Origin of the sequence: Bartonella sp. AA168HLJHH, from assembly GCF_042197365.1 — a bacterium.
Lineage (GTDB): Bacteria > Pseudomonadota > Alphaproteobacteria > Rhizobiales > Rhizobiaceae > Bartonella.
In genome coordinates, this window is record NZ_JBHIRS010000001.1 from 248,292 (window position 1) to 264,384 (window position 16,093).

The following is a 16,093-nucleotide window of genomic DNA, read 5'->3' on the forward strand; positions in this document are numbered from 1 at the left end:
CTCAAGAGCTATAGAACTTCTTGAAAGGGGACCTCCTTACCAAAACAAGCTGCTTAAATCATCAATTTTTTCAATATGAAAAAACTGTTTTTAAACATCTTGAAAAGTTATTTTTTCTCTTAATCCTTCATTGCAAATGTAAAAGATAACTGCTATTGCTAAATGATAATGCAAATTATTTGCAATAAAAAGAAGGCATATAAAGGAAAGAGAGAATCAATGAACGTAAGAACGTTTTTCACCATAGTTTTTGGAAGTGTTATTTTTTTTACACCCAATTTTGCTTTGTGTGCTGGTAAATTTAAAGCTGTTACGACATTCACTATCATTGCTGATATGGCACGCAATGTAGCAGGTGATGCCGCTGATGTTGAATCCATTACAAAACCAGGTGCGGAAATTCATGAATACCAACCCACCCCACGCGATCTTATGCGTGCTCAGGGAGCTAACCTTGTATTGTGGAATGGTTTAGAGTTAGAGCTTTGGTTTGAAAAGTTTTTTCAAAATATCAAGGATGTTCCAAGTGTTGTTGTTTCAAAAGGTATTGTACCCATTAAAATTGGTGAGGGCCCCTTTAGCGGTAAACCCAATCCTCATGCGTGGATGTCACCGACCTCTGCTTTGATTTACGTTGATAATATTCGCGATGCTTTTGTAAAATATGATCCTGAACATGCTGAAATTTATAAACAGAATGCTGAAATTTATAAACAGAAAATTCGTGCAACGATTGATCCAATTAGGGCTGAATTAGAAGCTGTACCGCAAGATAAACGTTGGCTTGTGACCAGTGAGGGGGCTTTTAGCTATTTGGCGCGTGATTTTGATCTAAAAGAACTTTATTTATGGCCCATCAATGCTGACCAACAAGGAACACCACAGCAGGTCAAGCATGTTATTGATATGGTTCGCAAATACAATATTCATGCAGTTTTTTCTGAAAGCACTATTTCCCCTGCGCCTGCTAAGCAGGTTGCCAGAGAAACAGGAGCTAAATACGGTGGTGTTCTTTATGTTGATTCTTTAAGTGAGAAAAATGGTGAGGTACCCACTTATATTGATTTATTACGTGTCACGAGTGGGCGTATTAGCAATGCTTTAGTAGAGGGAGTAAAAAACCAATGACGGAATGTGGAATTTTTGCCCAAGGAGTAACGGTAACATATCGTAATGGACATACAGCTTTACGCGAAGTGAATTTTGAAAGTCCAAAGGGTTCTATTACGGCATTGGTTGGTGTTAATGGATCCGGTAAGTCAACGTTATTTAAAGCGATTATGGGGTTTGTACGCCCCTCAAAGGGAAAAATTCGCATGTTTGATTTGCCCGTTGATGTAGCTTTGAAAAAAAATCTTATTGCTTATGTTCCTCAAAGTGAAGATGTTGATTGGAATTTTCCTGTCTTGGTTGAAGATGTTGTATTGATGGGGCGGTACGGTCATATGAATTTCTTTCGCTATGCCCGTACACAAGATTATGAAGCCGTTCGTATTGCCTTAGAACGTGTTGATATGCTGGCTTTTGCCAAGCGCCAAATTGGAGAACTTTCTGGTGGACAGAAAAAGCGTGTTTTTCTAGCGCGCGCTCTTGCACAGAAAGCAAAAGCTATTTTATTAGATGAGCCGTTTACAGGGGTTGACGTTACAACAGAAGATAAAATCATTGCTTTGCTACAAGATCTTCGTAAAGAAGGAGCAGTGATCTTGGTTTCAACTCACAATTTGGGTTCTGTTCGCGAATTTTGTGATCATACAGTTTTAATAAAAGGTACTGTTTTAGCTTCTGGGTTAACAGAAAAAATCTTTACAAAGGAAAATCTGGAGAAAACTTTTGGAGGGTCTTTGCATCACCATATTTTTGATCTTCAAACCACAAAAAAAAATGATGTTTTCATGGGAAGAAAGCAGTCTGCAGTTTGTGAAGATATTGAAAGAGTGGAGCACGTTGCATGATTTCTTGGTTGCTTGAGCCACTGAGCTATCAATATATGGTGAATGCAATGTGGGTTTCTGGGTTAGTTGGGTGTGTTTGTGCCTTTCTTTCAGCTTTTTTGATGTTAAAAGGTTGGTCATTGATTGGTGATGCACTTTCCCATTCGATTGTTCCTGGTGTAGCAGGAGCTTACCTTTTAGGGTTACCTTTTTCACTCGGCGCTTTTTTTTCTGGTGGTCTTGCAGCAGCAGCAATGCTCTTTTTTAACCACCGGACAAAGCTTAAAGAAGATACCATTATTGGGCTCATTTTTTCTTCCTTTTTTGCCTTTGGGTTGTTTCTCAAATCATTAAAACCAATGGCCGTTAATATTGATACGATTGTTTTGGGAAATATTTTAGCAGTGAGTTCAACAGATATTCTACAATTGGCTTTTATCGGCTTTGTTTCGTTGCTTATATTGCTTTTGAAATGGAAAGATCTTCTTGTTTCGTTATTTGATGAAACGCATGCGCATGCCATTGGATTAAACGTAAAATTTTTAAAGATTCTCTTTTTCACATTGCTTGCCGCTTGTACCGTTGCTGCGATGCAAACCGTTGGAGCGTTCTTAGTCATTTGTCTTGTTGTGACACCTGGGGCAACGGCCTATCTTTTAAGTGATCGTTTCGTAAACATCTTGGTTATTGCAGTTGTAATTGGAACCTTCACAAGTGTCTTGGGTGTTTATGTGAGTTATTTTTTGAATGCACAAACGGGGGGGGTTGTAGTGCTTTTTCAAGCATCTTTATTTGTTTTGGCTTTTATTTTTGCTCCTAAACATGGGTTTATTGCTGCGCGCTTACGCATAAATGCGGCAAAAAAGGGTGTAATATTATCATGATCGATCAATTACTGCTTCCGTTTCAGTTTTCTTTTATGCTTAAGGGTATGCTTATTGTCATGATTCTTTCTATTCCCATGGCGATGCTTTCCTGTTTTCTTATTTTGAAAGGATGGGCGCTGTTAGGCGATGCCATTTCTCATGCAGTTTTTCCAGGTGTTGTTGTTGGTTATATGACAACACCATGGGTAATCGCATTTTTAACTTCTTTGCCATTTGCTTGGTTTCAGCATATGCGTCCAGAGAATATTACAATGACTTTGATTACTTGCGGTGCTTTTGTTGCAGGAATGGTGTGTGCACTATTAACGGGTTTTTTAGGGAGCAATAGCCGTATCAAACAGGACACGGTGATGGGTGTGGTCTTTTCTTCAATGTTTGGTTTGGGGCTTGTTTTAGCCACGTCTATTTATAGTAGCTTAGATTTGAATCATATTCTATTTGGTAATCTCTTGGGTGTTAACTGGCTTGATATAACGCAGACGGCAATCATTTCCGCTGTTGTCACTTTTATTTTAGCAGCAAAATGGCGCGACTTTATGCTGTATATTTTTGACACAGTTCAAGGACGTGCAATGGGGTTACCAATATCTCTACTCCACTATACCCTGTTAACGATGATTTCTCTTACAATTGTTGCAGCTTTGAAAGCTGTAGGGATCGTACTCGTTATTTCTTTACTGATAGCACCAGGAGCAATTGCCTATCTTGTCACAAAGCGGTTTTCTTTTATGTTAATGATCGCGATACTTGTTGCAGCTTTTTCTGGTTTTTTAGGGATTTATCTCAGCTTATTTATCGGCTCTGATTCTGCTTCCACAATTGTGTTGATCTTGACGTTGATTTTTATGGCTATTTTCATGATGATTTTCTTTCGTCGAAACACAGTTCAAGAGACTTGAAAGTGTTAAAATTCATGCATATCAGCCATGCATTTTTATATATTGTTTCTCATTTTTATTTTAATTAGAGTCCCGAGTGCTAGATTATTTTTCCTCCTAATATCTAGCAGGTGAATGCAGTAAATTTTCTCCCCCCCCCCCAACACTGCATTCTTAATTAAGAGGCTGCATTGATTTCTTCTGCAGCCTTTTTATTTTTTTGTTTTTCTAAAATCTCTCCTCTTTTCTTGAAATCATTTAAAATGATTATAATATTGTGTAAGCTATTCGGTATTTTCAAGGAACTTATAACAGCAAAGACACTTACGCATGAAGGGGTAGAGCGTAATTGTGCACTCAGACATGTAAACAGAAAAAAACAGATACAATGTTTTTGTATAGGGTTTTGCGTAGAGGAAAATAGTACGAGAAAATGAAAAAAGATTTGAAGATATCGCACCCTTTACGTATCTGCTATTATATAGCAGGGTGGGCGATGGTTATATTAGGTATTATCGGTGTCGTATTACCTATTATGCCAACTGTGCCTTTTTTATTGGTTGCCTCATGGTGTTTTACGCGTTCTTCTCCACGTTTTCATCAATGGTTGAATAATCATCGTATTTTTGGTCCCCCTATTAAGCGATGGGAAGAAAAAAAAGCAATCTCTCCATTCGTTAAAGTTTTTGCAATGATGAGTATGACAGGAGGATTTTTATCCTTTTTTGTAATGCTACACCCTCCTTTGTGGATTTCTTTACTTGTTGCGGTTATATTATTGCTGATTGCCATTTATATTGTAACACGTCCATCTTCCTAATGATAAAAAAGGCTTTATGGGATACTCTTTTTAGCTTCAACTTATTTGTAAAAACTATGAGAACTTTTAAGTTTTGAATATAAGCTCTCCATTTCCAAAATGCATATGAAATAGCAAGCTTTTTGAACGCAATTAATTAATAATATGTTTGTGAAATAATTTTTATGAACACTCAAAATGTTCTCACTTGGTAAACAATGATAAATCACATTCATGGAAGAGAGTCATTATTTTTGTAAAGCATGTTTGTATGAATCTCTACATATACATCATTAAAAAGTCATTGATATGATAGTCATTTCTTTCTAAAAGACATTTCGTTTGTTTTCATATCTCTTAATGAGGATATAATACAAAGCTTACTAAACACCATCATTTTTATACTTATACAGTTAAGAAGCCGGTCTATTATATCAATCTTTAATGTTACATCTGTTATTAACTTAAGAATAATTCATAAGAAACAACAGAGTTTTTCAAATGGTTTTATATATACACGCATTCTTATTATAATATGCGAATAAATAATTTCTCTGTCTTTGTATAAAGCTTATTCGAAATAAAAATATTATTGCATTCTCTGTTTTTTAATAAAGTCATGCCCCTCACGTAAAACAAAAGGTCTCCCAAATCATGTTATTTACACATTTATTTTAATGAAACATCTCTCAACGCTTTACTCATTTCATAATAGCAGACCATACATGGATAAAGTAAAATCTCATTGTAACGTGTATAAAATCTATTTGAGCACCATCATCCTTGCCTTTCAAAATGCACACCAATAGTCACCATGCTATTTGTCATCCTCCAATGTTGCCTTAGTAATTCCTAATGCTACAATTATAGCTTGTCATCTGGTTTTGTATATTTTGACACTAGATTTTGTACCAATTTATTTTTTCAAAGAGTTTAAAGATGTTCTCAAAGGGTTTTGAAAGCCTTTTCTCATTTTTACTTATGGAAACGCACTTTTTTCTGATTTTCGGTAATTTTTGCAATTTTAGGTGTCAAAATCTATTTTGATAAAACGCGCATTGAATGGTCAAAATTGTACATAAAAACAACAAATTACCACGTATTCCTACTTAATCCAACCTCTTCCCACTTAGTATAAAACCTACTGTCAAACTACAACAATAACCCTTAGAACTTGAAAACCTTCATACATGCAAGGAGATGAGTGTGCTTGATTTAACAGGGTTAAAATGAGAAAATCTCCTTGGCTAAACTTCCTTGGCCCGTTAAGTATTTTTTAATGCGTCGTAAATATTTTTAAGTCTTATCTATCGCGCCTTATGTAAGTGAAGCGTATACGTGGTAGGCCAAGTAGAATCTGCTCAAAAACAGCCGAACTGTTTACAGACCAGCAAAGGTTAAGAATCCTCGTCCTTAGGGTAGGACAAAAATCAATCTTATAAACAATATGATGGATCAATATACTTGTTTTAAAGAACCGGAAACTATGTCTTTATAGGTCTAGCAATTCGCTTTTTATTACCAAAAAAATTGAGATAACGTTGTACTTCTTTTGAATCACCGATCGTTTTTTCAGGATTATCTGAAAGTTTTACGGCTGGTCGACCATTGGCATAGGTCACCTTACAAACAAGGGAAAGAGCATCAAGAGTTTCGATTTCCTGAGGTGCACAGCCTGTAAAATCATTGGTAAGATCCGTGCCCCATCCAAAACTCATGCGCACTTTACCATGGAAATGATGATAGGTTTTTTCAATTGTATTGACATCAAGAGCATCAGAAAAAATTAAAAGTTTTTTGCGTGGATCTTTTCCTTTTTCTTTCCACCATTGAATAATACGTTCACCACCTTCAATAGGAGGCGCACTATCGGGTCTGAAACCCGTCCAATCAGCGACCCAATCTGGTGCATTGCGTAAAAATTCTTCTGTACCAAAGGTATCAGGTAATACAATGAGAAGATTTCCACCATAATAACGATTCCAATCTTGCAAGACTTGATACGGAGCTCTGCGTAATTCATCATCATTGTTGCTGAGAGCCGCAATAACCATAGGCAATTCGTGTGCATTGGTTCCAAGAGCTTCTAAATCCGTATCCATGGCAAGAAGAACATTAGAAGTTCCAGTAAAAGAATGACCAATGCCTTCTTTTAATGCTTCCACACACCAGCGCTGCCATAAAAAAGAATGGCGACGCCTTGTCCCAAAGTCAGATATTTTAATATCAGGCAATTTTTTGAGACGTTCAACTTTACTCCACATTTTTGCTTTAGCACGCGCATAAAGTACATCAAGAGCAAAACGATCTAGTTTTTTGAGAGCAGCACGTGAACGTAATTCACTAATAATAGCAAGGGCAGGAATTTCCCACATGGAACTATGGGCCCAGGGTCCATGAAAATGAAGGATATATTGGCCATCTTTGCGGGTGAGTTCATATTCTGGAAGTTGAAAATTCTCAAGCCACTGAAGAAAATCCGGTTCAAAAATTTGTTTGCGTCCATAAAATGTATTACCAGCAAGCCAAATCATTTCTTTTTTTGTAAAGCGCAAACTAAGAGCATGATCAAGTTGGGCACGCAATTCACTCTCATCAATATCATCGGCAAGACGTATTGTTTTAGAGCGATTTATGAGGGAAAAAGTAACATTAACATTAGGATATAACCCCCAAATCATCTGCACCATAAGAAGCTTATAAAAATCCGTATCAAGAAGTGACCGAATAATGGGATCAAGTTTCCAAGTGTGATTGTAAACACGTCTAGCAATATCCGGATGATTCATAACCTTTTTCTTTCATTTTCATAAAATCTAAAATATTATGCACCAACACGGCTAATATAGGCGGTGCAATATAACAACTCTACAGTTTTGGACAAGAATAAAAAGTCTGCTCTCTTTTTTCATCTTTAATCTTTAAGATTTGACAATACGTATAATTTCATGCTGACCTGTTTTTTGTAACTTTATCCCTGTATGAACTTCGGTATATTCTTTGCTATTAATATAGAGCATATTTTTAGGTCCCCATTTTACTTTAATGCGATAAATGGCATCATAAAACTTCATTGTTGCTTCATATTTTGGCCAAATAGAGGGTAAATGTGGCTGCAAAAACAATAGGTCTCCCTGACGCTGTATTCCAAGAATAGCTTGTGTTGCGGCGCGATAAAACCAACCGGCTGAACCTGTATACCAAGTCCAACCGCCTTGACCACATCGTGGTTCAACAGCATAAATATCTGCGACCATTACATAAGGTTCAACACGATAAATTTCAGGATCTTGTCCATGGGTAATTGGGTTTATCATAGAAAATAAAGCATAAGCTTTATCGTTTTGTTCCATTTCAGCCAACGCAAAAATACTCCAAATGGCACCATGCGTGTATTGACCACCATTTTCTCGAATTCCTGGAGGATAACCTTTTATATAACCAGGCTCGAGCGTACTTTTATCAAAAGGCGGCCAAAAAAGGCGAATGAGTCCGCCTTTTTTATCATAGAGATGTTCCAACATTGATGTCATTGCTTGTTTTTGACGTTCAGGCGATGCCATTTGAGAAATGACAGCCCAAGATTGAGCAATGGTATCAATTTGACATTCATCATTGATTTTAGAGCCAAGAGGTGTTCCATCATCAAAATAACCACGTCGATACCAAGCACCATCCCAACCATTTTTCTCTAGGGATTTTGTTAAATGTTCAAGGTACGTACTCCATATTTGCATATGGCTATTGTCACCACGTTTTTTGGCTAAAGAGATAAATGCTTGTAATGTGTACCCAAGAAACCATCCTAACCAAATGCTTTCGCCTTTTCCTTCCACACCGACCAAATTCATGCCATCATTCCAATCCCCACCTAAAATAAGAGGGAGACCATGTGATCCGCAGCGTTTAATGGCAAGGTCTAAAGCTACAACACAATGTTCATAAACTGTTGCAACCTTTGGGGATTGGGTGGGTTGAAAATAAGCATCCTGTTGCCCACTTTTGAGAACATCACCTTCAATAAAAGGAATGAGCGTATCAAGAAAAGCGTCATCACCAGTGGTAGTGACATAAAGAGCTGTTGCATATGCAAGCCAAACGATATCATCAGAAATGTATGTACGAACACCAGCATTTGTGTCAGGCAACCACCAATGTTGCACATCACCTTCAAGAAATTGGTGCGCTGCTGCATTTAACAATTGTTCACGTGCTAATTGTGGTTCCAGCAATAACAAAGACAAGCTATCTTGTAACTGGTCACGAAAACCAAATGCACCACTCGCTTGGTAAAAGCCTGCGCGTGCCATGATGCGGCATGCGTAGATTTGATAAGGAAGCCAATGGTTGACCATAAGATTAAAAGAAGCATCAGGTGTTTTGACTTGGAAAGGAGAAACAAAATCACTCCATTGCTGTTTTTGTTTTGTGAGCTGAATTTCAAAATCACTTGCACGTACTTGATTGAGTAATTTTTCAGCTTCTTGCCTATTTTCAGCACTGCCAAGATAGAAGATGATTTCTTTTGTTTGCCCTGGTTGAAGATCAATATCATAGGCGAATGCTGAACAAGGATCACATCCTGCTTCAATGGTATTCGAAAGAGCAGCGGCTTTACGGATCGCATTTGGACGTGTTACGGTTCCCGTTGCACCAATAAATTCAGCGCGATTGGTCGTCGTGCTGGTTGGCATTTCGGACGCTGATAAAAATGTAACTTGTTGAGATTTTTCGATGTGATAGGGATTTTGAATAAAATGTGCACCCCATCTGGTCTCATAAGAGGAAACAATAAAGGGGGCATATTTTGTACGGACATTTCCTAAAACCCATTCAACATAATTATAAAGGCGTAAACTGCGTGGTTTTTTCCCTTCATTCGTAAGAATAAGACGTGAAAAGCGAATAGGCTTTTCGGGATCAAGTGTATGGGTCAGCTCCAATGCGATTTCTGAATGTGTCGATTTAAAAGTTGAGAATCCAAACCCATGACAAGCCTCATAGACAATATTTTCATCACATTCAACAGTAGAAACAGGTGAAAAACGTTTTAAAGACTGGCGATCAACCAGATAAAGTGCTTCTCCTGGTCGGTTAGACGTTGGATCATTCGCCCAAGGAGTTAGTTGATAATCGCGGCTATTGTTAGCCCAAGTAAAAATTGCACCTTCAGCAGAGACATGAAAACCAAATCTGTGATTAGCAATAACATTAATCCACGGATGCGGTGTGGTGGTACGTCCACGAAGACGTATTACATAATGATTATGCTGATTAAAACCACCATAACTATTCCAATATCTGAGATCTTCTCCATTTGGGAGAAAAGAGGAGGGTTTTTGTTGGCTAATAAGACCAATAGAAGAAAAAAGATTCTGTTCAGTTTGTGTTGTAAATTGCTTTCCTTCGTTATATCTCGGCAAGTCTAATTGATTATAAGATTCTTGATAATTTTTACGAATTGTGAGATTAAAATCATTCTCATCAAGTCGTTTAAGTTGTTCAGATAAAGAACCATTTTGGGCATCAAGAACGATACGCGCTGATGCAAGAAGCGTTTTAAAACTCTGTTCACTCATTTGATCGCGTCGAAGCATAAAAATATGTTGGCGTTCATCTGTTTTTTGCGTGTGGTGATAATAAGATTCACAGACCCACTCAAGAGCGCGTTGTGTACTTTGTATATAGGAAAATGTTTGTTCATTAAGAATGACCAAATCAACAATGAGTCCACGCATACGCCAATATTCGTGTGCTTTAAGGAGCTCGCGCAGTACAGCTATATTTCCCTCGTTATTTAACCTAAGAAGACAGAGTGGATTGTCTCCTGAGATAGACATGGGCCAAAGATTAGACTGTTTTCCTAGCGTTTTTGCTAATATTTCAGAAGGAAGACGCCACGTTCGTTCTGGATAGATAAGCGGTGTTGCATATTTTTGATAGATAATAGCTTCTTTAAGCTGGGTTCCACTCTGATACAGTGCGACTTGTGAGCGCATCCATGCCATTGAAAGTTCTTTTTGAAACATATCAGGTTGTCGATAATGTTTAATATGATTATTTAGCGCTTCTTTTGTATGAGCAGCAAAAGTCCAAAAAATAAGTTCTGCTTTTTCATGGGCTGAAATTTTTATACGGCATCGCAATGACATAACAGGGTCAAGAACACAACCTTGACTGTTACTGAAACGAGCATTTTGGTCAAATGCAGCGGGTCGATGAATGGATCGCCCCCGACCAATAAACAGAGAGCGATCTGTTTCAGCTTCTGTCTCTTGGAGAATATCTGTTGTACTAGAAACAAAATGGGTAACATAGATTTCAGGATCACTAGGCGAGCGTTTGCGCCTTTTGGCAAAAATTGTTTTACCTTCTTCAGTAATTTCTGTCTCTATAAACATACGGGAAAAAACAGGATGAACTTGGTCTGTATCCATCGTGGCAAGCGCTAATTCACCATAAGAAGTCACTTCAATGAGTCGGTCTTTATTTGTCGTATTCATCAGTTGAATACGTCTCCCTTCGCCACATCCTTCAGATGTAATAAGACATTCAAGTGTTGATTTAATACCATCAACCATTTTTGTATATTCAGCCTTTTCATCTGTAAAAATGCTGACAGCTTCTTCTTCAATAACACGTGTTGGCTCACCAGTAACAGACCACCACCGTCCACTATGCGTATCACGTAAGAAGAATAAAGTACCTTGTTGATCTTCTGTTGCATCAGGAATAAAGCGCGTAATCGCATAATCGTGCCAACGGCTGTAACCAGAACCGTTCGCTGTTAACATGGTAGAATAAAAGCCATTAGACAAAAGTAAAGTTGCTCGTGGTTTGAGTAACGGGTTTGTAATAATGCGCAAAGGGGCTGCGTCAAATGCTTGAGACTTATTGCGCATACGATTAACAGCTTTGGTATGAATAATAGGAATGAGATGAGGCGCTCTTTCCTGTAAGAGCAATTGTGTTGCTTCAATAACGGGATCACGGTGAAAACGATCACGCATTCGCCCTTGAAAAATAACATTGTTAAGAGCAAGGATAGACATGCCATGATGGTGCGCATAATAATTGCGTACAATGGCGTATTTTTCCCCTGTTTTCACGCGTGTTGGAGTAAAATCAACAGAGTCATAATAACCATATGTTCCTAAAGCTCCAAGATCACGGAGTCGTTTTAAATTAGCGACAGCGTAAGCAGGAACATATTGTGCCGCTAGAAGGCTGGCATAGGGAGCAATGACAGCATTGCGTGAAAGACCACGTTGGAGTCCGAGGTTTGGAACACCAAAATGAGCGTATTGGTAATTCATTAAATGATCGCGAGCATTAAATGCGGCTTCTGAAATACCCCATGGCAATTCCCGTTTATGGGCATATTGTATTTGACAACGAATAATCAATCGATTTGTTTGATCTAGGAGAGACCCTAAAGGTTCATGCATTACGAGAGATGGCATAAGATATTCGAACATTGATCCAGACCATGATAGGAGTGCACTTTTCCCACCTATGGGTACGAGAAGTCGACCAAGACGAAACCAATGTTTAAGTTTTATATCTCCTTTTGCGATGGCAAAAAAGCTTGCAAGACGTGCTTCTGAAGCAAGCAGGTCATAACAATTTTCATCGAGTTTGTTTTCTTGAACACGATATCCAATGGATAAGAGATGCCGTTTAGGCTGTTCTAAAAAGTCAAATTTCATATCAAAGGCTATTTGCCTTGCCGCTATAGCCAGCCTGTTTAGTTTTTTACGTAATTTTTCAGTATCACAATGAGCAGTCGCATCATTATGATGAGCGTTACAGGTGTCGATAAGGCATTTAGCCCAAGAAAGCGCACGAGCAGATTCTATCGTTTGAATTTTGTGGTCAAGTTCACCGACTAAGTGCACAATATCATGGGCTGCAAGTGAAAGATCTATGATGTGAGAAGGAATCGTATTTTCTTGTTCTATAAAAATGAAGATAGAATCATGAAAACGAGTGATGTTTTCTTCGATTTTTTGGCGTAAAGAGCGTAAACTGGGTTGATGATCTGGAATTTTTCTGACAGTTTCTTCAAGAATAGCAAGAACATCCGATAAGCCTTCTCGATCACTTTGAAAAAAAACATGAGGTTTTTCAGCCCATTCACTTAAGGCAGAAGAGAGTGTTACCAAATGACCGGCAAGATTTCCTGAATCAACGGTTGATACATAAGTAGGCAAAAGAGGACTGAGTGTATCCGTTTCATACCAATTATAGAGATGACCGCGGAACTTTTCCATTTTTGCAAGAGAGCGTAATGTACATTCAATACGGGTAATGGTCTCTTCAAAACCAATCCAACCAAAATCACGTGCAGCAATAATAGAAAGGAGATAAACCCCAATATTCGTAGGCGATGTACGTTGAGCAACAAGAGGTTCAGGATCTTCTTGAAAATTATCGGGAGGCAAATGGTTGTTTTGTGCATTGACAAAGGTTGCATAATAAAGCCATGTCCGCCGTGCAATAGAACGGAGTTTTTTTTCATCTTTTGAAGAAAGATAAAGGCTATCTTGAAAGGTTGAAGGTTGACTCACAATCCAAGCAATGAAGGGTGAAAAAAACCATGCTATCCCAAAAGGCAAAGCAACCAAGCTTGCAAAACTATCAGAAAAAAGAGGGAGTGCTATAGTAAGAATACCAATAAGCGATGCTGGTGCCATTGTAAAAACATAGAAACGCAAACTATTGGGTATTGATTTTGTTGCGGCAGAAGTTTTCCATTCAAGAAGATGCTGTTTTGAAATCGTCATACGATAGAGTGTACGAATAATCGCATCGGTCATAAAATACGCCGAATGAGCAAGAAACGTCGTTTTAAGAAATATATCAGCGCTTGTAAGAGCAATTTTGTTCCAAATTAATTGAAAATGTCCACGCAAAGAATGATCTATATTGGATGAGACAAGCGTTTTTAATACACATAGAATGGGTGAAATGAAGGAGCTAAACAACAAGAATAGTTGCCAGACGATTGCACTCTTTAAAGACAAAAAAGCCCATCCTGCAAATGCTGCGATTAACCACATAAGTGGAGTGAGAGAACGACGTAAATTATCCTGCATTTTCCAACGCGTCACGGAACTTATTTGACGGTGGGGAAAAAGATAAGGCAAAAGCTGCCAATCACCGCGGACCCAACGATGATAACGCATAACATCAATATTATAAGCAGTTGGATAGTCTTCAATGACTTCTATGCTACTTACCAGAGCAGTACGAGCATAACCTCCCTCTAAGAGATCATGGCTAAGAATAGTATTTTCTTTAATTTTGCCATCAAGCGCTTGTTCAAATGCATCAATATTATAAAGACCTTTACCGATAAAGGTGCCTTCTCCTAAAAGATCTTGATAAGTATCAGAAACAGCAAAAACATAAGGATCAATGCCACGGTTTATAGAAAAAACCCGTTGGAGAATTGATGTTTTTTTTCCTGTTGTAAGAGAAGGAATAATGCGTGGTTGTAAAATGCTATAGCCCTTTACAACCTTTCCACTTTGTGGATCAAAAACGGGATAATTGAGTGGATGGTTAAGCTTTCCAACAAGTTTCGCGACGCTCTCTGGAGTAAGACGTGTATCACAATCCAGCGTCATAACAAAACGGCAATCCATAGGAAGATGTGGATTGGGAGGATAAAAGCTTGTATTTTTATCGCCTCTTAAGAGCCGATTAAGTTCATGAAGTTTTCCTCGCTTTCGTTCCCATCCCATCCAACATTTTTCGCTTGTATTATAAAGGCGTCGGCGATGTAAAAGGAAAAAAAGCGGAAGTTCATCACGATGATAACGACTATTGAGTTTATCAATACTCTTTTGCGCATAGTGCAATAAATCAAGATCATCTTGCGTTTCTCTCAATGGAGCATCCACCCAATCTGTAATGAGTGCAAAATGAATGGCACCTTTAGGATTGGAAAGATAGTGCACTTCAAGATTGCACACTTGTTCATCAATATCATCGCGTGATGTCATCAAAGTAGGTACAATAACCATTGTCCGTGCATGTTTTGGAATACCTTCTTTATATTCATAACCAATGAGTTCTTTTGATGGGACAAACCACGAAACAACAGTGTTAAATAAAGCAAAAGCAGCATCCATAGCAGGAAAAAGCGCCAATACAGTAAAGCAAAAAGATATCCATTGTGTCATGCCAGATATTTGTAAAAGGGCGTAAATTACCAGCAAAAGAGCAAGCGTCAGAAAAGAGACAGGAACGGCGATGACTCTCAATTTTGAGCAACAGGAAGCGCGTGTCCATTTTATGAAAAAGGGCGGAATATACCCACAAGCCTTTTCAAATATGCCACGACCATCATCAACAAGGTACCACCCCACACAAGAATGATGAGGCATATCTTTAGAAGTGGAATTTGCCATTTCTACAACTTTATGTGCAACTTCCAGTTCACTAAGAGGCGAAAAGCGAGAAACTTTTTCAATGACTTGTCGATAAATATTGCGTGAGTGAGCATCAATTTCAGAAAAATCACTATTTTTACGCAAAATAGAATCAACACAACTCACTGTTTCAAACCATGCTGTCCAATCAACATCATCTATAGCTTTAAGAGCACGGATAATATTTCCCATGGTCACACCATCTGCTGCTTGTCGGGTATGTTCATCAGCTGTTGCAATCTCTAAGCTACTACCTTGGCTTTTCAATTGCTTTTCAAGCCAAGTTAATGCTACGGTTGAATCGACAGATGCACTGCGCAGGCGATAGAATAAATGTGCTGAAAAAGTTGGATCAACAGTAAATGGTTTATACTGCGTAAAAAGAGAGTGTGGATTTGTTTTATTTTCTACAAGAGAAATTTTATCAGCTACTTGACTAGCAAGATGGCGCATATGTCGCGCTTTTTCGATACGTACTGAAAGACGACGGACATTTTCAATGAGCAGCATTTGCATAACTGAAGGAAGAGCCCACAATTCACCAATTGTGAGCGCACAAACTTCTTGAAATCCGTTGGTCATAGCAGTGAGTGTTTCTTGTGAAAAGCTGCTATCGGTATGCGCAATATAAAGCCAAGTTAAAGCAAAAATTCGTGGTATGCCGGCTTTGTGTGTAGAAAGAGGAAGTTGCTTTATGAAGGACTTGGGTAGATTACGACGTAGCTTTTGTATGGTTTTATCAATGGTGTAATGATTATCAATGAGCCATTGAGCAGATGGTGCGATGGTTTCATCATTTCGGGCAGCAAAATCACTGGTATGAAAGGCATGAAGAATAAGTTTAGCATTTTCATTCAATCTCTTGCGAAAATCTCCTACTCCTTCATATTCAGGGAGTAAAATTTCTTTACCAGAAGCCATATCATGCCCTAAGTTATAAAGATCTTCCTGTACCTTATAGATTGCACGAAGAGGAAAATCCGTATTAATAAAATGATCTTTTTTCTCTTTTTGAGAAAAAAGTATTTTATGAAGGGTATTATGCACGCCATGTCCCATTGTTATTTAATTACATCGTTTTTTATTTAAATTGTAAGCATTTTATCTGAATAGTGAACCGTTGTTAGACAAAAAACAAACTTTTTGTTTTTATTTG

Annotated in this window: 7 protein-coding genes; 5 read left to right on the forward strand and 2 right to left on the reverse strand. The window is 38.1% G+C overall.

What is annotated here, in order from left to right; translation table 11 throughout:
• Window positions 1–219 precede the first annotated feature (219 nt).
• The 5 genes from ACFINM_RS01010 to ACFINM_RS01030 all read left to right on the forward strand — a co-directional run bounded on the left by ACFINM_RS01010 (window position 220) and on the right by ACFINM_RS01030 (window position 4,519).
• Window positions 220–1,128 carry a metal ABC transporter substrate-binding protein gene (locus ACFINM_RS01010; protein ID WP_375611408.1) on the forward strand — a complete coding sequence of 303 codons (909 nt, stop codon included), beginning with the start codon at window positions 220–222 and terminating at the stop codon, window positions 1,126–1,128.
• Window positions 1,125–1,955, forward strand: coding sequence for a manganese/iron ABC transporter ATP-binding protein (locus ACFINM_RS01015; protein WP_375639725.1), 831 nt, complete (start codon window positions 1,125–1,127; stop codon window positions 1,953–1,955). The genes ACFINM_RS01010 and ACFINM_RS01015 overlap by 4 nt, the downstream gene beginning before the upstream one ends.
• Entirely contained in the window at window positions 1,952–2,818 is an 867-nt protein-coding gene (locus ACFINM_RS01020; RefSeq protein ID WP_375611406.1) for a metal ABC transporter permease, read from the forward strand. Before ACFINM_RS01015 ends, ACFINM_RS01020 begins: the two co-directional genes overlap by 4 nt.
• Window positions 2,815–3,720, forward strand: coding sequence for a metal ABC transporter permease (locus ACFINM_RS01025; RefSeq protein ID WP_273790250.1), 906 nt, complete (start codon window positions 2,815–2,817; stop codon window positions 3,718–3,720). The genes ACFINM_RS01020 and ACFINM_RS01025 overlap by 4 nt, the downstream gene beginning before the upstream one ends.
• A 412-nt stretch (window positions 3,721–4,132) precedes the next feature.
• The gene (locus ACFINM_RS01030; protein ID WP_375611405.1) at window positions 4,133–4,519 is read left to right on the forward strand and encodes a YbaN family protein; all 387 of its coding nucleotides are present in this window, start codon (window positions 4,133–4,135) and stop codon (window positions 4,517–4,519) included.
• 1,463 nt (window positions 4,520–5,982) lie between these two features.
• Here the strand turns inward: ACFINM_RS01030 and pncB are convergent.
• Window positions 5,983–7,287: a nicotinate phosphoribosyltransferase gene (gene pncB / locus ACFINM_RS01035; protein ID WP_375611404.1), complete on the reverse strand. Its 1,305-nt coding sequence runs from the start codon at window positions 7,285–7,287 to the stop codon at window positions 5,983–5,985.
• Window positions 7,288–7,419: 132 nt separating this feature from the next.
• Window positions 7,420–15,984, reverse strand: a complete 8,565-nt coding sequence (locus ACFINM_RS01040) for a GH36-type glycosyl hydrolase domain-containing protein (RefSeq protein ID WP_375639728.1) — start codon at window positions 15,982–15,984, stop codon at window positions 7,420–7,422.
• Window positions 15,985–16,093 lie beyond the last annotated feature (109 nt).